The organism is Pseudomonas trivialis, from assembly GCF_001439805.1.
Classification (GTDB): Bacteria; Pseudomonadota; Gammaproteobacteria; order Pseudomonadales; family Pseudomonadaceae; genus Aquipseudomonas; species Aquipseudomonas trivialis.
The window spans coordinates 149,311-170,065 of sequence record NZ_JYLK01000012.1; the positions used below are offsets into that span (position 1 = coordinate 149,311).

At 61.9% G+C, this 20,755-nt stretch carries 19 protein-coding genes; 13 read left to right on the top strand and 6 right to left on the bottom strand.

Features of this window, described 5'->3' with window-relative positions; all coding sequences use genetic code 11:
* The first annotated feature begins 13 nt into the window (after positions 1-13).
* The 5 genes from TU79_RS17850 to TU79_RS17870 are packed head-to-tail and all read left to right on the top strand — an operon-like array spanning position 14 to position 5,486.
* On the top strand, positions 14-907 hold the full coding sequence (locus tag TU79_RS17850) for a DMT family transporter (RefSeq protein WP_162276097.1): 894 nt from the start codon (positions 14-16) through the stop codon (positions 905-907).
* A 26-nt stretch (positions 908-933) separates the two neighbouring features.
* Complete coding sequence (gene moeB / locus TU79_RS17855) at positions 934-2,796, top strand: molybdopterin-synthase adenylyltransferase MoeB (protein WP_057009217.1); 1,863 nt, start codon at positions 934-936, stop codon at positions 2,794-2,796.
* A 14-nt stretch (positions 2,797-2,810) separates the two neighbouring features.
* Complete coding sequence (locus tag TU79_RS17860; protein WP_057009218.1) at positions 2,811-3,725, top strand: PLP-dependent cysteine synthase family protein; 915 nt, start codon at positions 2,811-2,813, stop codon at positions 3,723-3,725.
* Between the two features lie 37 nt (positions 3,726-3,762).
* A complete protein-coding gene (locus tag TU79_RS17865; RefSeq protein WP_057009219.1) occupies positions 3,763-4,755 on the top strand; it encodes a serine O-acetyltransferase in 993 nt (330 codons plus the stop codon).
* A gap of 2 nt (positions 4,756-4,757) precedes the next feature.
* Positions 4,758-5,486, top strand: a complete 729-nt coding sequence (locus tag TU79_RS17870; RefSeq protein WP_057009220.1) for an alanyl-tRNA editing protein — start codon at positions 4,758-4,760, stop codon at positions 5,484-5,486.
* Between the two features lie 64 nt (positions 5,487-5,550).
* On the opposite strand, the gene TU79_RS17875 is transcribed toward TU79_RS17870, so the two are convergent.
* The 6 genes from TU79_RS17875 to TU79_RS17900 all read right to left on the bottom strand — a co-directional run bounded on the left by TU79_RS17875 (position 5,551) and on the right by TU79_RS17900 (position 13,447).
* Positions 5,551-6,480 (bottom strand): hypothetical protein, encoded by a 930-nt coding sequence (locus tag TU79_RS17875; RefSeq protein WP_231986868.1) that lies wholly within the window; start codon positions 6,478-6,480, stop codon positions 5,551-5,553.
* 212 nt (positions 6,481-6,692) lie between these two features.
* Positions 6,693-7,883, bottom strand: coding sequence for a 2-methylaconitate cis-trans isomerase PrpF (prpF, locus tag TU79_RS17880; protein ID WP_057009221.1), 1,191 nt, complete (start codon positions 7,881-7,883; stop codon positions 6,693-6,695).
* 9 nt (positions 7,884-7,892) lie between these two features.
* Positions 7,893-10,487 carry a Fe/S-dependent 2-methylisocitrate dehydratase AcnD gene (acnD, locus tag TU79_RS17885; RefSeq protein ID WP_057009222.1) on the bottom strand — a complete coding sequence of 865 codons (2,595 nt, stop codon included), beginning with the start codon at positions 10,485-10,487 and terminating at the stop codon, positions 7,893-7,895.
* Positions 10,488-10,673: 186 nt separating this feature from the next.
* Positions 10,674-11,801, bottom strand: coding sequence for a bifunctional 2-methylcitrate synthase/citrate synthase (gene prpC, locus TU79_RS17890; RefSeq protein ID WP_057009223.1), 1,128 nt, complete (start codon positions 11,799-11,801; stop codon positions 10,674-10,676).
* 42 nt (positions 11,802-11,843) lie between these two features.
* Positions 11,844-12,737: a methylisocitrate lyase gene (gene prpB / locus TU79_RS17895; protein ID WP_057009224.1), complete on the bottom strand. Its 894-nt coding sequence runs from the start codon at positions 12,735-12,737 to the stop codon at positions 11,844-11,846.
* The gene (locus tag TU79_RS17900) at positions 12,734-13,447 is read right to left on the bottom strand and encodes a GntR family transcriptional regulator (RefSeq protein ID WP_057009225.1); all 714 of its coding nucleotides are present in this window, start codon (positions 13,445-13,447) and stop codon (positions 12,734-12,736) included. The genes prpB and TU79_RS17900 overlap by 4 nt, the downstream gene beginning before the upstream one ends.
* Positions 13,448-13,718: 271 nt before the next feature.
* Here TU79_RS17900 and rloA point away from each other — a divergent pair, with 271 nt between their 5' ends.
* The 8 genes from rloA (at position 13,719) to TU79_RS17940 (ending at position 20,743) form a co-directional block, all read left to right on the top strand.
* The gene (gene rloA / locus TU79_RS17905; RefSeq protein ID WP_057009226.1) at positions 13,719-14,255 is read left to right on the top strand and encodes a retropepsin-like aspartic peptidase RloA; all 537 of its coding nucleotides are present in this window, start codon (positions 13,719-13,721) and stop codon (positions 14,253-14,255) included.
* Positions 14,256-14,260: 5 nt separating this feature from the next.
* Positions 14,261-15,793: an osmotic stress tolerance membrane protein RloB gene (gene rloB / locus TU79_RS17910; RefSeq protein ID WP_057009227.1), complete on the top strand. Its 1,533-nt coding sequence runs from the start codon at positions 14,261-14,263 to the stop codon at positions 15,791-15,793.
* Entirely contained in the window at positions 15,793-16,779 is a 987-nt protein-coding gene (locus tag TU79_RS17915; protein WP_057009228.1) for an alpha-L-glutamate ligase-like protein, read from the top strand. Before rloB ends, TU79_RS17915 begins: the two co-directional genes overlap by 1 nt.
* A gap of 87 nt (positions 16,780-16,866) precedes the next feature.
* Entirely contained in the window at positions 16,867-18,210 is a 1,344-nt protein-coding gene (gene pabB / locus TU79_RS17920) for an aminodeoxychorismate synthase component I (protein WP_057009229.1), read from the top strand.
* A 227-nt stretch (positions 18,211-18,437) separates the two neighbouring features.
* A complete protein-coding gene (locus TU79_RS17925) occupies positions 18,438-18,740 on the top strand; it encodes a type II toxin-antitoxin system HigB family toxin (protein ID WP_057009230.1) in 303 nt (100 codons plus the stop codon).
* Positions 18,740-19,096 carry a helix-turn-helix domain-containing protein gene (locus tag TU79_RS17930; protein ID WP_057009231.1) on the top strand — a complete coding sequence of 119 codons (357 nt, stop codon included), beginning with the start codon at positions 18,740-18,742 and terminating at the stop codon, positions 19,094-19,096. The genes TU79_RS17925 and TU79_RS17930 overlap by 1 nt, the downstream gene beginning before the upstream one ends.
* 152 nt (positions 19,097-19,248) lie before the next feature.
* Positions 19,249-19,983, top strand: coding sequence for a phosphoadenylyl-sulfate reductase (locus TU79_RS17935; RefSeq protein WP_057009232.1), 735 nt, complete (start codon positions 19,249-19,251; stop codon positions 19,981-19,983).
* A gap of 31 nt (positions 19,984-20,014) precedes the next feature.
* Positions 20,015-20,743 carry an aspartate/glutamate racemase family protein gene (locus tag TU79_RS17940; RefSeq protein ID WP_057009233.1) on the top strand — a complete coding sequence of 243 codons (729 nt, stop codon included), beginning with the start codon at positions 20,015-20,017 and terminating at the stop codon, positions 20,741-20,743.
* The last annotated feature ends 12 nt before the right edge of the window (positions 20,744-20,755 follow it).

Sequence of the window (20,755 nt, forward strand, 5' to 3'; positions counted from 1 at the left end):
CCCCAAACAGTGGTTGCCCGGCCTGGTGACCAGTGTGATGTTTCTTATCGTGTGCCTGAGCTGGGGCACTACGTGGCTGGGCATCAAGATTGCAGTGGAAAGCGTGCCGCCGCTGACGTCCGCCGGCCTGCGCTTTCTGATCGCGTTCCCGCTGTTCCTGTGTTTTGCCAGGGTGCGCCGCGAGCCGATCCTGTTTCCCCGGGAAAGCCGCTGGTTTTTCGTATTCGTGACATTGTCCTACTTCAGCGTTCCGTATTACCTGCTCAACTACGGCGAGATGCATGTCTCGTCGGGCCTCACCGCCCTGCTGTTCAGCTGCATGCCGGTGTTCATCCTGATTTTTTCCGCGCTGTTTTTGCGCGAACGCATCTACTTTTCCCAGGTGGTCGGCATTGGTATCGGTTTCGGCAGTCTCTACATGATCATCCGCAGCCAGGGCCTGCACCTGGACCACGCCGAGTTCTTCGGGGTGCTGGCAATCCTCACCGCCGCGATCATGCATGCGCTGTGCTACGTGATTACCAAGCAAAAAGGCAGCGCCATCAGCGTGATCACCTACAACACCCTGCCCATCGGCATTGCCGGCCTGATGCTGTTCGTGGCCGGTCTGTGGTTTGAAACACCGACGTTCGAAGACATCACCCTGCGCTCCTGGAGCGCGCTGTTCTACCTGGGGCTGGTGGCGTCGGTGGGCGGTTTCATCGTGTATTTCATGCTGCTCAAACGCCTGAGCCCGATCATCCTGTCGTTCGTGTTCATTATCTTCCCGGTGTTCGCGGTGATCATCGGCGCCTGGTACGAGGGCGTGGCGCTGTCCCGTGACCTGATGCTCTACTCGGCGATCCTGCTGGCCGGTTTTGCGATCACCAAACTGCCCATTGAAAAACTCCTGGCCAAGAAAAATTGAGCCTCCCACCACGACGCGAGAGCAACATGGATGTCCTTCGCCCCACCGCCCTGGAACAGATCTATGCCCACGCCGGCCGCTGCTACCCCGAAGAGTGCTGCGGTTTCGTCTTCGCCGATGGCAGCGTGTACCCGGGCTGCAATATCCAGAACGAGCTGCACCGCAAAAACCCCGAGAGGTACCCACGCAGCGCGGCCAGTGGCTACACCTTTGCCGTGGCCGACACCCTGCTGCTGAACAAGGCGTTGCGCAGCGACAACCCGGTGGTGGTGATCTACCACTCGCACCCGGATGTCGGCGCCTATTTCAGCGACGAAGACCAGGACAAGGCGCTGTTCATGGGCGAACCGATCTACCCGGTCAGTTATCTGGTGGTCGACGTCCGCCAGGGCCAGCCCCTGGGTTCCAAGCTGTTTGCCTGGGATGGCAAGCATTTCGCCCCCACCCCTTTCAACGACCTGCCTGCGGAGCTGTCCATGAACGCTGTCTCTTTCCCCGACATTCTGGTTCGCGTGGCCAAGTTGCCGGAGTCGACCCTCGAGGGCGCCGGATCGACATTGCGCGAGGTCATGGAAAACCTGTGCAGCCGCCACCCGCAGCTGCGCGCACACTTGTTCCACGAGAACAACAACCAGCTCAAGGAACATTTTCTGTTCACCGCCGAAGAAGCCTTGATCGACGCCGACGAGCCACTGCCGGAAAAAGCCCGGATCGATGTGCTGCTCGCCACTTCCGGCGGCATGGACGTCGACGCGCTGAGCAATGAAGAAGTGCAACGCTACGTGCGTCATATCACCCTGCCCGGCGTCGGCCGCGAAGGCCAGTTGAAGCTGAAAAAAGCCAGGGTGCTGATCATTGGCACCGGTGGCCTGGGCTCGCCCATCAGCCTGTACCTGGCCGCGGCCGGTGTCGGCACGCTGGGCCTGGTGGATTTTGATGTGGTGGAAAGCAGCAACCTGCAACGCCAGATCGTTCACGGCAACAGCAGCCTGGGCATGTCCAAGGTTGAATCTGCCAAACAGCGCCTGCTGGACCTCAACAGCCACATCCGGATCAACACCCACGACACCGCCTTCAATGCCGATAACGCCCTCGAGCTGGTCGGCGCCTACGACCTGGTGATCGACGGCACCGACAATTTCGACACGCGCTATCGGGTCAACGACGCCTGCGTACAGCTGGACAAACCGCTGGTGTACGGCGCCATCTACCGCTTCGATGGGCAGATCAGCGTGTTCAACTACCAGGGCGGGCCGTGCTATCGCTGCCTGTTTCCCAGCCCGCCGCCGGCCGAACTGGCGCCCAACTGCAGCGCCGGCGGAGTGATCGGCGTGCTGCCGGGGGTGGTGGGGATGATCCAGGCCACCGAGGCGATCAAGCTGCTGATCGGCATTGGCGAGCCGCTGTCCGGGCGCCTGATGCGCTTCGATGCCCTGGCGATGAAGTTCACCGAGGTGCGCTTCAAGCGCCGCGCCGATTGCCCGTGCTGCTCAGCGCAGCGCCACAGCCACACAATTGCCCCGGCAGTCTGCGCCGACGCCGTGGCGCCCCGGCCGTGCCTTGCCGAGGAGCGCTACATCCAGCCGCGCACCCTCAAGCAAGTGCTGGAACACCCAAGCAGCGCCGATGTGCTGGTGGATGTACGCGATGCCAGCGAGCTGGAGGTGTGCAAACTGCCGGGCGTGGTGCATATCCCTCTCGACGAACTGGATTCGCAGCTCGGTCGTCTGAGCCGCGACAATACCCATTACCTGATCTGCTACGCAGGCACCCGCGCCGAGCAGGCGGCGAGCACCCTGCTGGCGGCCGGTTTTGCCAACACCAGGGTGCTGCAGGGTGGCATGAAACACTGGGTGCGCGACGTCGAACCCGACATGCCGTTGTATTGAGGGGGGGCAGAGCGATGTTGCATAACTCGATTATCGACGCCATCGGCCACACGCCGACTGTGCGCCTGGCGCAGTTTTCCGAAGACCTCGGCATCGAGGTCTACGCCAAACTCGAATCCCTCAACCCCGGTGGCAGCCACAAGGCGCGCATTGCCCTGGGCATGATCCTCGATGCCGAACGCCGTGGCGTGCTCATCCGTGATTCCGGGCAAACCCTGATCGAACCCAGCGGCGGCAACACCGGCATCGGCCTGGTAATGGCCGCCAATGTGCTGGGCTACAAAGTGGTGCTGGTGATTCCCGACAACTACAGCCCGGAAAAACAGAAACTGCTGCGCCTCTACGGCGCCAGGGTGGTGTTGTCGGACAGCCGTCTGGGCAACAACTCCCACGGCGAGAAATGCATGGAGTTGCAGTTGGAAAACCCCAGCTACGTAATGCTCAACCAGCAACGCAACGGCGCCAACCCGCAGACCCATCGCGATACCACCGCGCCGGAAATCCTGCGCGATTTCGGTGAGCTGCGTGCGGACTATTTCGTCAGTGGCATCGGCACCGGCGGCCATATCACCGGCATCGGCGAAACCCTCAAGGCCGCCTGGCCGGGCCTGCGCGTGATGGGGGTGGAGCCCGAAGAATGCGACCTGCTCAAGGACCGGCATGCGCCGCACGATATCCAGGGCCTGTCGATCGGGCTGATCCCGAGCATTCTCAACCTGGATGTGATCGACGGCATGCTTAAGGTCTCGCACCGGGCGTGCGTGGACATGATCAAACGCATCATGCGCACCGACGCCATCAGCCTGGGCCTGTCCTCGGCCGCCAACATGGTCGCCATCGCCCAACTTGCCCCCGAACTGCCGCCTGAAACGGTGGTGCTGACCCTGGTCTACGACAATGCCGACAGCTACCTGCCCAACTTCGAGTAACCGGCCTTCCAACTATCCAGACTGCGGAGGTGGCTCCATGGGGGGCTTTATCGACATGCAACTGCTGCACGATGAGTTGCTCACCCACCTCATCAAGACGCTCACGCCCGCGCAGATGAAGCAGCTGGAGCCGCACCTGGCGCCATTGATCCAGGACGCGGCGCAGGCGGTGGCCGAAGACCTGATCGCCTACGCCAGTCGCGACCCGGCTTCACGCGGGCGCGGCGAGTTGATCCTGGAGTCCTACGCCTCGTTCAAGGCGGTGCTGTACTACCGGCTCGCGCACCGTGTGTGGAACTTCCCGGACCAGACCGACGAGGCGTACGCGCACATCGCCTCGCATCTGAGCAACCAGGGCAAGATGCTCTCCGGCGCCGACATTCACCCGGCGGCGCGCATCGGCCGGCGGTTTGTGCTCGACCACGGCTACGGCACGGTGATCGGCGAAACCTGCGAAATCGGTAACGACTGCTACATCCTCTGTGGCGTGACCCTCGGCGCGCGCGGCATCGCCAACAACCCCGACGGCAAGCGCCACCCGCGCCTGGGCAATAACGTCGAGATCGGCTCCGGCGCACGAGTACTGGGCTACGTGCTGATTGGCGACAATGTGTTTATCAGCCCGTCCTGCGTGATCACCCAGGACGTGCCGGCGGGCACCAAGGTCAAGGTGGTCAACCAGATCCAGATGCAGAAGAACGATGCGTCGGAGCACAGCACCTACCTCGGCGCATTCGCGCTGGAAGAGCGCCTGCATGTGGTCGGTGAAATCACCGCCGGGCACAAGGTCACGGTGCTGGACGCCGACTTTCATCCATTGCCGGGACTGATGCTGGAGCCCACGGTGAAGGAGCGCCACCACCTGCAATTTCGCCTGCATCGCATCGAACCGAACAACCCGCTGCCACGCCTGCCGCTGAACCTCAAAGTCTGCGGGCCGGAGTTTGAAATCACCCTGCTGTCCCCGCCAGGCTTGAGTGCGATGGTGCGCTCGGTGTTGCAGGCCAGCCCATTGATCGTCGGAGGTTGAATATGTCTGTGCACGCCATGGAAACCCTGGCGCTGTTCGACAGCGCGCCCTACCAGAACACGTTCAACGCACGGGTAATGGCCGTCGGCGAACACGGCATCGCCCTGGAGCACACGCTGTTCTACCCCACCGGCGGCGGACAACCGGGCGACACTGGCCACTTCCTCCTGGCCGATGGCACGCGCATCGACGTGATTGGCACCGTGCGCGACCCGGTATCGCGCGCGATCATCTGGCACCAGGTGCAGCAATGCCCTGAGCAACTGGTCGCAGGCGTGCAGGTAAACGCTGAAATTGATTGGGATCGGCGCTACCGGCACATGAAGATGCACACCTGCCTGCACCTGCTGTGCTCGATGATCGATGCGCCGGTGACCGGCTGCAGCATCAGCGCAGACAAGGGCCGCCTGGATTTCGACCTGCCGGAAATGACCCTGGACAAGGACACCATCACCCGCGACCTGAACGCACTGATCGAACAGGCCCACGAGGTAAAAACCCTGTCGATGCCTGCGTCGGAATACGCCACGCTGCTGCAGATCACCCGTACCCAGGCAGTCGCGCCGCCGGTGATCCAGGGCTCGGTGCGGGTGATCGATATCGCCGGTGTCGATATCCAGCCGTGCGGCGGCACCCATGTGGCCAACACCAGGGAAGTCGGCCGGGTGTTCTGCGAGAAAATCGAGAAGAAGAGCAAGCATAACCGCCGGGTGATACTGCGGTTCGCGTGAACATCGGTGAAGACGCGCTTAAGTGCAGGGGATAGCCCCCGCACTGGTTAACGGGGGCTGGGGCCTATTGCTTTTGTTGGTCGACTTGCTGACTCAAGCTGTCAACTTGCTGCTGAAGTTCTGCAATGAATTGCTCGTAGGCCTCTGCTGCCTGATCAAGTTCGGTACTGAGCTGCTCGTTTGCACTCTTGAGTGTTTCAATGGTGCGGGTGTCAGACGTTGCTGGCTGAGTGGGCGCCATCGTTTCTTCACTTTGCCTGGTGACAGGTGCTTGAGGCTGCATGGTATCCGACTCAGTGGTGTTGTCATCATCCGCAGACATGGGCGGAGTCTCGTTACGGGAAGCGCCCGTACCGCCGATTTTTTTAAACAATTCAGTAATTTGTTGACTCAGCCCCATAAGCAGCCCCCCGATCTCCTGAAGTGCCTTTGTGATCTGCCGGTGAATCTGACGGGTTTGGTTGCTCAGCGCCTCCAGACCTGGCGTCTGCGTCGGCTCCATCTGAGGTGACGCTTGTACGGGCATCTGTTGCACGGAAGTCGAATCTTCGGCCTGCATCAGGTCCTGACCATCGCCGACGGCACTCCTGGTTTGGCTGCCGTTATCAAAAGGAGTTACTTGAGTGGATTTTTCCGAGGATTCAAGTTGCTGGGTCAAATTAGCAATTTTTTGCTTAAGTTCTTTTATGATCGGTGCGAACTTGGCGATCAATGCGTCGAATTTCTCATTGAGCGCTTGATTTTTTCGGGTCAATTCCGCCAGTTCGCCTGGCCCAGCGGTTTTCACCTGCTCGGGGTTGACCAATGCATTGTGACTCGAAAAGGGGCCGCGTTGCTGGGCCATCATGGGGCCACGGGGCGGCGTGGAATCCTGAGGGGCGGCAGGATATTCAGCGGCATCAGCGCTGTGTTCATGACGGATGGGCGCCGGCTTGGGGGACATGTCGTAGCCAACGGTATAAGGCGTTTGTGGCTGAGAACTTATGCTGGTCATAGGAACCTTCCAGGATTCAGGTAGTGGATTTTCACAAAGCCTGCTGGAGCAAGCCTTATGGCTACCTGATTGGGTGTTTATCCGGAAGAAGTTCCGCAGGTGCCGGCGTCGTAAGTAGCAACCTGTTTCAAGTAAAAACAGGCTGCCAAATGCGCTCGCCCGTCCTGGCACAGTAAGCCCCCGGTAGACAGTTCTTTTGTGGCGAGCAGGCTTTAGAACGCGTCGCCGGGGATGCGCACGAAACCTTCCATCAGCACCCGCGCACTGCGGCTCATGATAGCTTTTTTGACCACCCACTCACCGTTCACCTGGGTGGCCTCGGCACCCACGCGCAGGGTGCCGGAGGGATGCCCGAAGCGCACCGCGCTGCGCTCCACACCGCCTGCCGCCAGGTTGACCAGGGTTCCAGGAATCGCCGCTGCGGTGCCAATTGCCACCGCCGCCGTGCCCATCATGGCATGGTGCAGCTTGCCCATGGACAGCGCGCGCACCAACAGGTCCACGTCGGCGGCCTTGATCGGTTTGCCGCTGGACGCCACATAATCGGCAGGCCTGGCCACGAACGCGACTTTGGGCGTGTGCTGGCGCCGGGCAGCTTCGTCCAGGTGGTTGATCAGGCCCATGCGCAACGCGCCGTGGGCGCGCACGGTTTCGAACATCGCCAGGGCCTTGGGGTCGCCGTTGATTGCGCCCTGCAGTTCGGTACCGGTATAGCCGAGGTCGTCGGCGTTGATGAAAATCGTCGGAATGCCGGCGTTGATCAGCGTCGCCTTGAAGGTTCCCACGCCGGGCACTTGCAGCTCATCGACCAGGTTACCGGTGGGGAACATCGCGCCACCACCGCCCTCCTCTTCCGCTGCCGGGTCGATGAACTCCAGTTGCACTTCGGCGGCCGGGAAGGTCACGCCGTCCAGTTCGAAGTCGCCGGTTTCCTGCACCGCGCCGTCGGTGATCGGCACGTGGGCGATGATGGTCTTGCCGATATTGGCCTGCCACACGCGCACGACGGCCACACCGTTGTGCGGCACGCGCGCGGCATCGACCAGCCCGGCGCTGATGGCGAACGCACCGACCGCCGCCGACAGGTTGCCGCAATTGCCGCTCCAGTCGACGAAGGGTTTGTCGATGGCGACCTGGCCAAACAGATAGTCCACGTCATGCTCGGCGCGGCTGCTTCTGGACAGGATCACGGTTTTGCTGGTGCTGGACGTCGCACCGCCCATGCCATCGATCTGCTTGTCATAGGGGTCGGGGCTGCCGATCACCCGCAACAACAAGGCATCGCGTGCGGCGCCGGGCACCTGCGCTGCAACGGGCAGGTCCTGGAGACTGAAAAACACACCCTTGCTGGTACCGCCACGCATGTAGGTGGCGGGGATTCTGATTTGCGCTGCATGTGCCATGGTCAGCCCTCAGGCGGTCGCCGTTGATGCCAGGAAGTCCTGGGCAAAACGCTGCAACACGCCGCCCGCCTCGTAGATCGATACTTCTTCGGCGGTGTCCAGGCGGCAAGTCACCGGCACCTCGACACGTTCGCCATTTTTACGATTGATTACCAGGGTCAACTGCGCACCCGGGGTGCGCGCGCCGAGCACGTCATAGGTTTCACTGCCGTCGATCTGCAGGGTATGACGGTCGGTGCCCGGCAGAAATTCCAGCGGCAGCACGCCCATGCCCACCAGGTTGGTGCGATGGATGCGCTCGAAGCCTTCGGCGGCAATCGCTTCCACCCCGGCCAGGCGCACGCCCTTGGCCGCCCAGTCGCGGGATGAGCCCTGACCGTAGTCGGCGCCGGCGATGATGATCAGCGGCTGCTTGCGCTGCATGTAGGTTTCGATGGCTTCCCACATGCGCGTGACCTGGCCCTCGGGCTCGATGCGCGCCAGCGAGCCCTGCTTGACCTTGCCGTTTTCCACCACCATTTCATTGAACAGTTTCGGGTTGGCGAAGGTGGCGCGCTGGGCGGTCAAGTGGTCGCCCCGATGGGTCGCATAAGAGTTGAAGTCGACTTCCGGCAGGCCCATTTTCGCCAGGTATTCGCCGGCCGCACTGTCGAGCATGATGGCGTTGGACGGCGACAGGTGATCGGTGGTGATGTTGTCCGGCAGCACCGCCAGCGGGCGCATGCCCTTGAGCGGCCGCGCCCCGGCCAGCGCGCCTTCCCAATACGGCGGGCGGCGAATATAGGTGCTTTGCGGGCGCCAGTCGTACAGCGGCGCCACCTTGGGGCCGGTGTCCTCGTGGATCGCGAACATCGGGATATACACCGCACGGAACTGCTCTGGCTTGACCGAGGCCTTGACCACCGCGTCGATCTCTTCGTCGCTGGGCCAGAGGTCCTGCAGGCGGATTTCATTGCCCTGCGCGTCGAGCCCGAGCACATCCTTTTCGATGTCGAAACGGATGGTGCCGGCAATCGCGTAGGCCACCACCAACGGTGGCGAAGCCAGGAACGCCTGCCTGGCGTACGGGTGAATACGCCCGTCGAAGTTGCGGTTGCCCGACAACACGGCGGTGGCGTACAGGTCGCGGTCGATGATTTCCTGCTGGATCAAAGGGTCCAGCGCGCCGGACATGCCATTGCAGGTGGTGCAGGCAAACGCCACCACGCCAAAACCGAGTTTTTCCAGTTCGTCAGCCAGGCCCGCTTCTTCCAGGTACATGGCCACGGTCTTCGAGCCCGGCGCCAGCGACGACTTGACCCACGGTTTGCGCGTCAGCCCCAGCCTGTTGGCGTTGCGCGCCAGGAGACCGGCGGCGATCACGTTGCGTGGGTTGCTGGTGTTGGTGCAACTGGTGATGGCGGCAATGATCACCGCGCCATCGGGCATCTGCCCCGGCACTTGGTCCCATTGGCCGCTGATGCCTTTGGAGGCCAGGTCACGGGTGGCGACACGGGCGTGAGGATTGCTCGGCCCGGCCATGTTGCGCACCACGCTGGACAGATCGAACGTGAGGCCGCGCTCGTATTGCGCGCCCTTCAGGTCATCCGCCCACAGGCCGGTGTGGCGGGCGTACTGTTCGACCAGGGCAACCTGTTCGTCTTCACGGCCGGTGAGTTTGAGGTAGGCGACGGTCTGCGGGTCGATGTAGAACATCGCCGCCGTGGCGCCGTATTCCGGGGCCATGTTGGAGATGGTCGCGCGGTCGCCCAGGGTGAGGTTTGACGCGCCCTCGCCGAAAAACTCCAGCCATGCACCGACCACTTTTTGCTTGCGCAGAAACTCGGTCAGCGCCAGCACCATGTCGGTGGCGGTGATGCCCGGCAGCAGCTTGCCGGTCAGCTCGACGCCGATGATTTCCGGCAGGCGCATCCACGATGCGCGACCGAGCATCACGCTCTCGGCTTCCAGACCGCCCACGCCAATGGCGATCACGCCCAGGGCATCGACATGCGGGGTGTGGCTGTCGGTGCCGACGCAGGTATCCGGGAAGGCCACGCCGTCGCGCACCTGGATCACCGGGGACATTTTCTCCAGGTTGATCTGGTGCATGATGCCGTTGCCCGGCGGGATCACGTCGACGTTCTTGAAGGCTTTTTTGCTCCACTCGATAAAGTGGAAGCGGTCTTCGTTGCGGCGATCCTCGATGGCGCGGTTTTTCGCGAACGCGTCCGGGTCGGCACCGCCCGCTTCGACGGCCAGGGAGTGATCGACGATCAACTGCGTCGGCACCACCGGGTTGACCTGCGCAGGGTCGCCGCCTTGCAGGGCGATGGCGTCACGCAGGCCGGCGAGGTCGACCAGCGCGGTCTGGCCGAGAATGTCATGGCACACCACGCGGGCCGGAAACCATGGAAAGTCGAGGTCGCGCTTGCGCTCGATCAACTGGCGCAGGGACGCATCGAGGGTGGCCGGGTCGCAGCGGCGCACCAGGTTCTCGGCCAGTACGCGGGAGGTGTAGGGCAAGGTGGCGTAGGCGCCAGGGGTGATGGCTTCGACCGCCGCGCGGGTGTCGAAGTAATCCAGCCGACTGCCTGGGAGCGGTTTGCGAAATTCAGTGTTCATCGTCAGGACTCGGTCACGGTGATTGCACAGGAAGCCGGAGCTCGAACTGGAACGCGATCCCCTGTGGGAGGGGGCTTGCTCCCGATGGCGGTGTGACAGTCGCTACATGTGCTGAATGACACACCGTCATCGGGAGCAAGCCCCCTCCCACATTTGATCCGATTGCCAATTCGGGATCGACGGTCTTCAGCGACGTTCGATTGCCACGAACTTGCGCTGCTCGACGCCGGTGTACTCGGCGCTTGGACGGATGATGCGGTTGTTGGCGCGCTGTTCGAACACATGGGCCGCCCAGCCGGTGAGGCGTGAGCAGACGAAGATCGGGGTGAACAGCTTGGTCGGGATGCCCATGAAGTGATACGCCGAGGCATGGTAGAAGTCGGCGTTGGGGAACAGTTTTTTCTGTTCCCACATGGTTTTGTCGATGGCTTCGGAAACCTTGAACAGCACGGTATCGCCCACTTCGTCAGCCAGCTTTTTCGCCCAGCCCTTGATCACCTCATTGCGCGGGTCGCTGTCTTTGTAGATCGCGTGGCCAAAGCCCATGATCTTGTCCTTGCGCGCCAGCATGCCGAGGGTGCCCTCCACCGCTTCTGCGGCCGAGCCGAAACGCTCGATCATTTCCATCGCCGCTTCGTTGGCGCCGCCGTGCAGCGGGCCGCGCAGCGAGCCGATGGCCGCCGTGACGCAGGAATACAGGTCGGACAAGGTCGAGGCACACACCCGCGCGGTGAAGGTGGAGGCGTTGAATTCGTGCTCGGCGTAGAGGATCAGCGACACGTTCATCACTTTGACATGCAGGTCGCTGGGCTTCCTGCCATGCAGCAGGTGCAGGAAGTGGCCACCGATGCTCGGTTCGTCGGTCACGCAATCGATGCGCTGGCCGTCGTGGCTGAAGCGGTACCAGTAGCACATGATCGCCGGGAAGGCGGCGAGCAGGCGGTCGGTGACATCGTGCTGCGCACTGAAGTCTTTTTCCGGCTCGATATTGCCCAGGAACGAGCAGCCGGTGCGCATCACGTCCATCGGGTGGGCGTCGGCGGGGATGCGTTCGAGCACTTCCTTCAAGGCTTGCGGCAGGTCGCGCAGCGTGCCGAGCTTTTTGCTGTAGTCCGCCAGTTGGGCCTGGGTCGGCAGCTCGCCGTACAGCAGCAGATAGGCAACTTCTTCAAACTGCGCGTCGGCGGCCAGTTCACGCACATCGTAGCCACGGTAGGTAAGACCGGCGCCGGCCTGGCCCACGGTGGACAGCGCAGTCTGCCCGGCCACCTGGCCACGCAGGCCGGCGCCACTCAATACTTTTGCTTCAGCCATGGTGTTTCTCCAATTTTGTCGTTGTTCAGGGAGCCACGAGGTTTATTTTTTGGCGGCGAACAGCGCGTCGAGCTTCTGTTCGAAGGTGTGGTAGTCGATACGGTCGTAAAGCTCCATGCGGGTTTGCATGGTGTCGACCACGTTCTGTTGGGTGCCGTCGCGACGGATCGCGGTGTAGACGTTCTCGGCGGCCTTGTTCATGGCGCGAAAGGCCGAGAGCGGGTACAGCACCAGAGAAACATCCGCAGATTTCAACTGTTCGGTGGTGTACAGCGGGGTCGCGCCGAATTCGGTGATGTTGGCCAGAATCGGCGCTTTGACGCGGGCGGCAAACAGTTTGTACATGTCCAGTTCGGTGATGGCTTCCGGAAACACCATGTCGGCACCGGCCTCGATGCACGCGGCGGCACGTTCCAGGGCGGACTCCAGTCCCTCGACGGCCAGGGCGTCGGTGCGCGCCATGATCACGAAGCTGTCATCGGTGCGCGCGTCCACGGCGGCCTTGATGCGGTCGACCATTTCCTGCTGGGACACGATTTCCTTGTTGGGACGATGGCCGCAGCGCTTGGCGCCGACCTGGTCCTCGATATGGATGGCTGCGGCGCCGAACTTGATCATCGACTTGACGGTGCGCGCCACGTTGAACGCCGAGGAGCCGAAACCGGTGTCCACGTCCACCAGCAGCGGCAGGTCGCACACGTCGGTGATGCGGCGCACATCGGTGAGCACGTCGTCCAGGCCGGTGATGCCCAGGTCCGGCACACCCAGGGAGCCGGCTGCGACGCCGCCGCCCGACAGGTAGATCGCCTTGAAGCCGGCGCGTTTGGCCAGCAGGGCGTGGTTGGCATTGATCGCGCCGACCACCTGCAAGGGGTGCTCACTGGCAACCGCGTCACGGAAACGCTGGCCCGGCGTACTTTTAGTGTTGGAACTCATGACTCACCTCGTGATTGGGCGGCACCGTCGGGGAAGTGACGGGCAATGTTGCGTTTTGAGGCGCCGATATGGCGGCGCATCAGCAGTTCGGCCAGTTCACCGTCGCGCTCGGCAATCGCGTCGAGAATGCGGTGATGCTCGGCAAAGGCCTGGCGTGGGCGATTGGGCGTGGCGGAAAACTGAATGCGGTACATGCGCACCAATTGATACAGCTCGCCGCAGAGCATTTGGGTCAGGGTGCGATTGCCGGCGCCTTGAATTATCCGGTAATGAAAATCGAAGTCGCCTTCCTGCTGGTAGTAGCCCAGGCCGGCCTGAAACGCCTCGTCCCGCTCGTGGGTGTGCAGCACCTGGCGCAGCTCTTCGATCTCGGCGTCGGTCATGCGCTCGGCGGCGAGGCGGCAGGCCATGCCTTCGAGGGATTCGCGGATCTCATAAAGCTCGACCAGCTCTGCGTGGCTCAAGGACACCACCCGCGCGCCGACGTGAGGCACCCGCACCAGCAGGCGCTGGCCCTCGAGACGGTGGATCGCTTCACGCAACGGCCCGCGACTGATGCCGTAGGTGCGCGCCAGCTCCGGCTCGGAGATCTTGCTGCCGGGGGCGATCTCGCCCTTGACGATGGCAGCCTGGATACGCCGGAACACGTTCTCGGACATGGTCTGGGAATCGTCCTGCGTCGGCACCGGGGCTTGCAGCTGATCCAACATATTGTCGACACTCTTAAAAGCAATGTGGCAAAAACTAGCCAATCAACCTTTATTAGTCAAAGAATAAATCAACATTGTCGACAATCGTCTAATAACCTCCGGCAAGCTCCGCCAAGACATGGCCGCCTGCCAGCGCTGGCGCCAAAAAAGCATCATGTTAGAATGCCCGCCGCTTTTGCCTGACATCACTGGATGAAACGGCGCACGAGGGAGTTTGCGCAGCAATGCCAGTCGCCTTGAATCAAACATCGCACTGCACGCCTCAGGATCTATGAGACTCAAGCCCTTCCTTTTATTGATGTGCCTGCTGGCCGTACCGGGCCTTGGCGTCGCCGCCGAGAAGACCGTGTATGGCCTCAACGAATACGCGCAATTGGCCGGCATCAACCTCGAAGTCGCCGCCAAACTGGACACCGGCGCCAAGACCGCCTCCCTCAGCGCCCGTGATATCAAGCGCTTCAAGCGCAACGGCGAATCCTGGGTGCGCTTTTATCTGGCCATCGACGCCGCCCATTCCCACCCCATCGAACGGCCCCTGGCCCGCGTGAGCAAGATCAAGCGCCGCGCCGGTGACTACGACCCCGATGAAGACAAGAACTACACCGCCCGCCCAGTGATTGCCCTGAATATCTGCATGGGCAGCGCTTTGCGCAGCATAGAAGTGAACTTGACTGACCGAAGTACCTTCCAATACCCGCTGTTGATCGGCTCCGAAGCGCTGAAGCGCTTTGATGCGCTGGTCGACCCCAGTCTTAAATACGCAGCGGGCAAGCCTGCCTGCGCCGCCGACGCTCATACCGCCGAGTAAACCGAATGCGCTCTTTGACCCTGCACCTGAGAATCCTCATCGCCATCCTGGTGGTGCTGGGTATTTCGGTCACCTGTTACCAGATCTTCGTGCTGGGCATTCCTGTTACCGAGGATGCCACCGACGATCTGTGGAACATCGACGCCAAGGTCGAGTTCGTCGCCAATCCGAAAGACCCGGTGAAGATCCAGATGTTCGTGCCGCCCCTGAGCCGCGACTTCGTGAGCCTTAACGAAAGCTTCATTTCGAACAACTACGGGGTCAGCGTCAACCGCACCGATGGCAACCGCAAGGTCACCTGGTCGGCACGCCGCGCCAAGGGCAACCAGACCCTGTATTACCGCCTGGTGCTGACCAAGCGCTACAGCGGTGAAAAAATCAAGGTCAAGGGCCCGACCTTCCGCGACAGCATCGCCGTTGAAGGCCCGGAAAAAATCGCCGCTGAAGCCCTGCTGGCACCGATCCGCCAGCACTCGGCCGACGTCGAGACCTTCATCACCGAAGCGATCAAGCGCACCAACAACCTCAGCGACGACAACGTCAAGCTGCTGCTGGCGGGCGATCCGTCCACAGCGCACAAGGCCAAGATCGTCGAGCTGCTGCTGTCCATCGCCCATGTGCCGGTGGAAAAGGTCCACACCATTCGCCTGGTCGCCGACCAGCCGCAAAGCCCGGAACTGTGGCTGCGCAGCTTCAACGGTAATGACTGGCTGTACTTCAACCCGGAAACCGGCGAACAGGGCCTGCCTGCCGACCGCCTGCTGTGGTGGACCGGCGACGAAAACCTGATCACCGTGGACGGCGGCAAGAAAGCCATGGTGACCTTCAGTCTGAACAACAGCGAGATGAACGCGATTCGCCTGGCCAAGCTGACGGACGAGAACACCGACGCCAACTTCCTCGAATACTCGCTGTACGGCCTGCCGCTGCAGACCCAGCAGACCTTCATGATCATGGTGATGATCCCGATTGGCGTGCTGGTGATCCTGATCCTGCGCAACCTGATCGGCCTGCAGACCCTGGGTACCTTCACCCCGGTGCTGATTGCCCTGGCGTTCCGCGAGACGCAGTTGGGCTTCGGGATTGTGCTGTTCACGATTATCACCGCGCTGGGGCTGTCGTTACGCTCCTACCTGGAACACCTGAAGCTGCAAATGCTGCCCAGGTTGTCGGTGGTGCTGACTTTCGTGGTGGTGCTGATTGCGGCCATCAGCCTGTTCAGCCACAAGCTGGGGCTGGAGCGCGGGCTGTCGGTGGCGCTGTTCCCGATGGTGATCCTGACCATGACCATCGAACGCCTGTCGATCACCTGGGAAGAACGCGGCGCCAACCATGCACTGAAAGTGGCGATCGGCACGCTGTTCGCGGCGTCGCTGGCGCATATCATCATGAGCGTGCCGGAGTTGATCTACTTCGTGTTTACCTTCCCGGCGATCCTGTTGATTCTGGTGGGCTTCATGCTGGCCATGGGGCGTTATCGCGGCTACCGCCTGACCGAGCTGGTGCGTTTCAAGGCCTTCCTGAAGGCTGACCAGTAATGTTCGGTTTCTGGAAGACCTGGAAGGCCCTCGAAGCACGCGGGATCATGGGCATCAACCGGCGTAACGCCGATTACGTGCTCAAGTACAACAAGCGCAGCCTTTACCCGTTGGTGGATGACAAGATCATCACCAAGGAGCGCGCGCTGGCCGCCGGCCTGCATGTGCCGGAAATGTACGGGGTGATTTCCACCGAAAAAGGCATCGACAAGCTCGACGAGATCATCGGCGGGCGCAGCGACTTCGTGATCAAACCGGCCCAGGGCGCTGGCGGTGACGGCATTCTGGTGGTGGCGGACCGTTTTGAAGGACGCTATCGCACGGTGTCGGGCAAGATCATCAGCCATGAAGAAATCGAACATCAGATTTCCAGCATTCTGACCGGCCTGTATTCCCTGGGTGGGCATCGCGACCGCGCGCTGATCGAATACCGCGTGGTGCCCGACCAGATCTTCAAGAGCATCAGCTACGAAGGGGTGCCGGACATCCGCATCATCGTGCTGATGGGCTACCCGGTCATGGCCATGCTGCGCCTGCCGACCCGTCAGTCCGGCGGCAAGGCCAACCTGCACCAGGGCGCAATCGGCGTGGGCGTCGATCTGGCCACCGGCCTGACCCTGCGCGGCACCTGGCTGAACAGCATCATCACCAAGCACCCCGACACCACCAACGCCGTGGACGGTGTGCAATTGCCCAACTGGGACGGCTTCATGAAGCTGGCGGCCGGCTGCCATGAGTTGTGCGGGCTGGGCTATATCGGCGTGGACATGGTGCTGGACCAGGAGAAAGGCCCGCTGATCCTGGAGCTGAATGCGCGGCCGGGGTTGAATATTCAGATCGCCAACGATTGCGGTTTGACCCTGCGCACCCATGCCGTGGAAGCGCGGCTGGAAACCCTGAAAGCCGATGGCGTGACGGAAACGCCGGAAGAACGGGTGAGGTTTGTGCAGGAGATGTTCGGGCATATTCCGCCCGTGGAAGGCTGACCGAGTCGTCTGTGGGCAATTGCCTCTAGGAGCAAATCCTACAGCGGACTACAATCCCCTCCCCGCGCTTTGGCTGATCCACCCCGCATGTCGACCTGCTCCGTCTACCCGCTGCCCTACCAGGCAAACCCCGCCCAGTATTTTGCGGCGATCCGCCATGCCCCCGACGCGGTGCTGCTGGACAGCGGCCGGCCGACGGCCGAGCGGGGCCGGTATGACCTGCTGAGCGCATGGCCGCAGGCCACACTGACGGTCTCGCCGGATGAAAGCGGCAGTGATTTCCTGCAACGCCTGCGCAAAAACATTGCCCAGCTGGGTGAGGCGAATTTGCCCGCCGGTTATGAATTACCGTTTGCCGGCGGCCTGATCGGTTATTTGAGCTACGACTTCGGCCGCCATCTGGAGCAGATGCCGCAGTTGGCGGCGGACGACCTCCACCTGCCGGACGCACGCCTGGGCCTGTATGCCTGGGCGCTGATCAGTGATCACCTGGCGCAGACCAGCCAACTGGTGTTTCACCCGACTCTGGCAGAGCGCGAACGACAACGTCTGATTACCGTATTCAGTCAGCCGGTCGCGGCCTCAAAGGCCAGTTTCAAGCTGCGTGGCCCCATGGCACCGGACCTCGGCGCCGAGGCTTATCGCCACGCCATCGCACGTATTCACGACTATATCCAGGCCGGTGACTGCTACCAGGTCAACTTCGCGCAACGCTTTCGCGCGCCCTGCGTTGGCGATCCCTGGACGGCCTATTGCGCCCTGCGCGAGGCGTGCCCGACGCCCTTTTCCGGCTTCCAGAGCCTGCCGGATCATGGCGCGGTGCTGAGCCTGTCACCGGAACGCTTTGTCAAAATCAGCCGACGCCAGGTCGAAACCCGGCCGATCAAAGGCACCCGGCCGCGCGGCCTTACGCCCGAGGAAGATGCAGCCAACGCCGCCGAACTGCTAGCCAGCCCCAAGGACCGTGCCGAAAATCTGATGATTGTCGACCTGCTGCGCAACGACCTCGGGCGCAGTTGCCGCACCGGTTCGGTGAAGGTGCCGGAACTGTTCAGCCTGGAAAGCTACCCCAACGTGCACCACCTGGTGAGCAGCGTGACTGGCGAGTTGGCAAGCGACAAGGACGCCCTCGACCTGATCGCGGGCAGCTTCCCCGGCGGCTCCATCACCGGCGCCCCGAAGATCCGCGCCATGCAGATCATCGACGAGCTGGAACCCACTCGACGCGGTTTGTACTGCGGCTCGCTGGTGTACCTGGACGTACGTGGCGAGATGGACAGCTCGATCGCCATTCGTAGCCTGCTGGTCAAGGATGACCAGGTGTGCTGCTGGGGCGGCGGCGGGATTGTGGCCGACTCGCAGTGGGAGGCGGAGTACCAGGAGTCGATGACGAAGGTACGGGTTTTGTTACAGACGCTGGAAAATCTGTAGTCCCCCCTGCAATCCGGCCTCTGACCTCACGAAGCGCGAAGCACGAAAAAACCTGAATCAGTACGCGTGTGGACGACCTGCCGGCACGCCTATAGCGTCGGCAGCTCCTGCCTATACGTCGTCTGTGAAGGATCACATAGGCGATTGCTTACTCGTCAGAATTTGTTTCCGGAGTTGCATCCCGTTCTGCCCATGCCTAACATCTCCCAAATCGGGAGGCACGCAAGATGCGAATAATCGCGCTATCCACCTTGCGACGGTTCTGGGAAAGCCACCCAAACCACGCTGACGCGAGAACGCCGTTGGTCGAACTGTATCGGTACATGGAGAACGCCACCTACCCGACGCCACAAGCACTGAAGGCAACGCTCAGAACAGTGAGCATTCTCAAGGCCGGCAGGGTCGTCTTCAACGTAGGTGGCAACAAATATCGAGTCGTCATGGCCATCGATTATCAGCGCCAGCTTGGGTTCATACGCTTTGTAGGCACTCATGCGCAATACGATCAAATCAATGCGGAGACCGTGTGATGAACATTAAACCCATTCATTCCCATGAAGACCTGACCGACGCGCTCGCGCGGGTGGAGCAGCTATGGGGAGCGCAGATCGGCTCACCCGAAGGCGACGAGCTGGAAATTCTCGCCGTGCTCATCGAGAAGTACGAAGCGGAACAGTTTCCAATGCCGGCGTCGGATCCAGTGGAAGCGATCAAATTCCGCATGGAGCAAATGGGCCTGACGGCCCGCGACCTGGAGCCATTCATCGGGACCAGCGGGCGGGTCTCGGAAGTATTGAATCATAAGCGCAAGTTGAGCCTGGCCATGATCAAGCGCCTGCACGATGGCCTGAGCATTCCTTATGAGCGGCTGCTGGCAGGCGTTTGAGCAGAACGGGCTTACACATCAGGACCGCCGAATGCCCGCAGCCAGTTGGCGGACTCAATGGCGCAAGCGCAGCGCCGCACCCCGGGGCTGATTTTGATACCATCGCTCCCCTATAGAGCGCTCAGCGCCACTGACCTGTAGGAACCGTCCTGATGAACCAAGCCTTCGACGTCGTTGAACTCGCCACGACCTATGCCAACAAGTCTGCCCAGGACATTCTCAAGCTGGCCTTCAGCCAGTTCGGTGATGACCTGTGGATTTCCTTCAGCGGTGCCGAAGACGTGGTGCTGGTGGACATGGCCTGGAAGCTGAACAAGAACGTCAAGGTGTTCAGCCTCGACACCGGCCGCCTGCACCCGGAGACCTACCGGTTTATCGAGCAGGTTCGCGACTTCTACAAGATCGACATCGAACTGATCTCGCCGGACCAGAGCAAGCTGGAACCCTTCGTCAAGGAAAAGGGCCTGTTCAGCTTCTACCGCGACGGCCATGGCGAGTGCTGCGGCATACGCAAGATCGAACCATTGCGCCGCAAGTTGTCCGGCGTCAGCGCCTGGGCCACCGGCCAGCGCCGCGACCAGAGCCCCGGCACGCGCAGCCAGGTGGCCGCCCTGGAAATCGACACGGCGTTTTCCACCCCGGAACGCACCCTGTACAAGTTCAACCCACTGGCGCAGATGACCAGTGAGGAAATCTGGGGCTATATCCGCATGCTGGAGCTGCCGTACAACAGCCTGCATGAGCGTGGGTTTATCAGCATTGGCTGCGAGCCGTGCACGCGCCCGGTGTTGCCGAATCAGCATGAACGCGAAGGTCGCTGGTGGTGGGAAGAGGCAACGCAGAAGGAATGCGGACTGCATGCCGGGAATATCATCAGCAAGGCTTGAGGCGACGTCCGTCACTCATCAAGGAGGTTTCATGCGCATCCTCGTGGTCAACGTCAACACCACCGAATCCATCACCGACGCCATCGCCCAGCAGGCGCGCACCGTGGCCTCACCGGGCACCGAGATTGTCGGACTCACGCCGTACTTTGGCGCCGAGTCGGTGGAGGGAAACTTCGAAAGCTACCTGGCGGCCATTGCGGTGATGGACCGGGTGATGGCCTACGACCAGCCGTTCGATGCGGTCATCCAGGCCGGCTATGGCGAGCATGGCCGCGAGGGGTTGCAGGAGTTGTTGAACGTGCCGGTGGTGGACATCACCGAAGCGGCCGCCAGCACGGCGATGTTCCTGGGCCATGCGTATTCGGTGGTGACCACCCTGGATCGCACCGTGCCACTGATTGAAGACCGGCTGAAACTCGCCGGCTTGTATCAGCGCTGTGCGTCGGTGCGCGCCAGTGGCATGGCGGTGCTGGAACTGGAGGAGGATCCACTGGCCGCCATGGAAGCCATCGTGCGCCAGGCGCAATTGGCGATTGCCGAGGACAAGGCCGAAGTCATCTGCCTGGGCTGTGGCGGCATGGCGGGCCTGGACGAACAGATCCGCCAGCGCACGGGCGTGCCGGTGGTGGACGGCGTAACCGCGGCGGTGACGATTGCCGAGGGCCTTGTACGCCTGGGCTTGTCGACGTCAAAGGTGCGCACCTACGCGACGCCGAGGCCAAAGAAAGTCATCGGCTGGCCGGGCACGTTCAGCCACTGAAGATCAAATCTG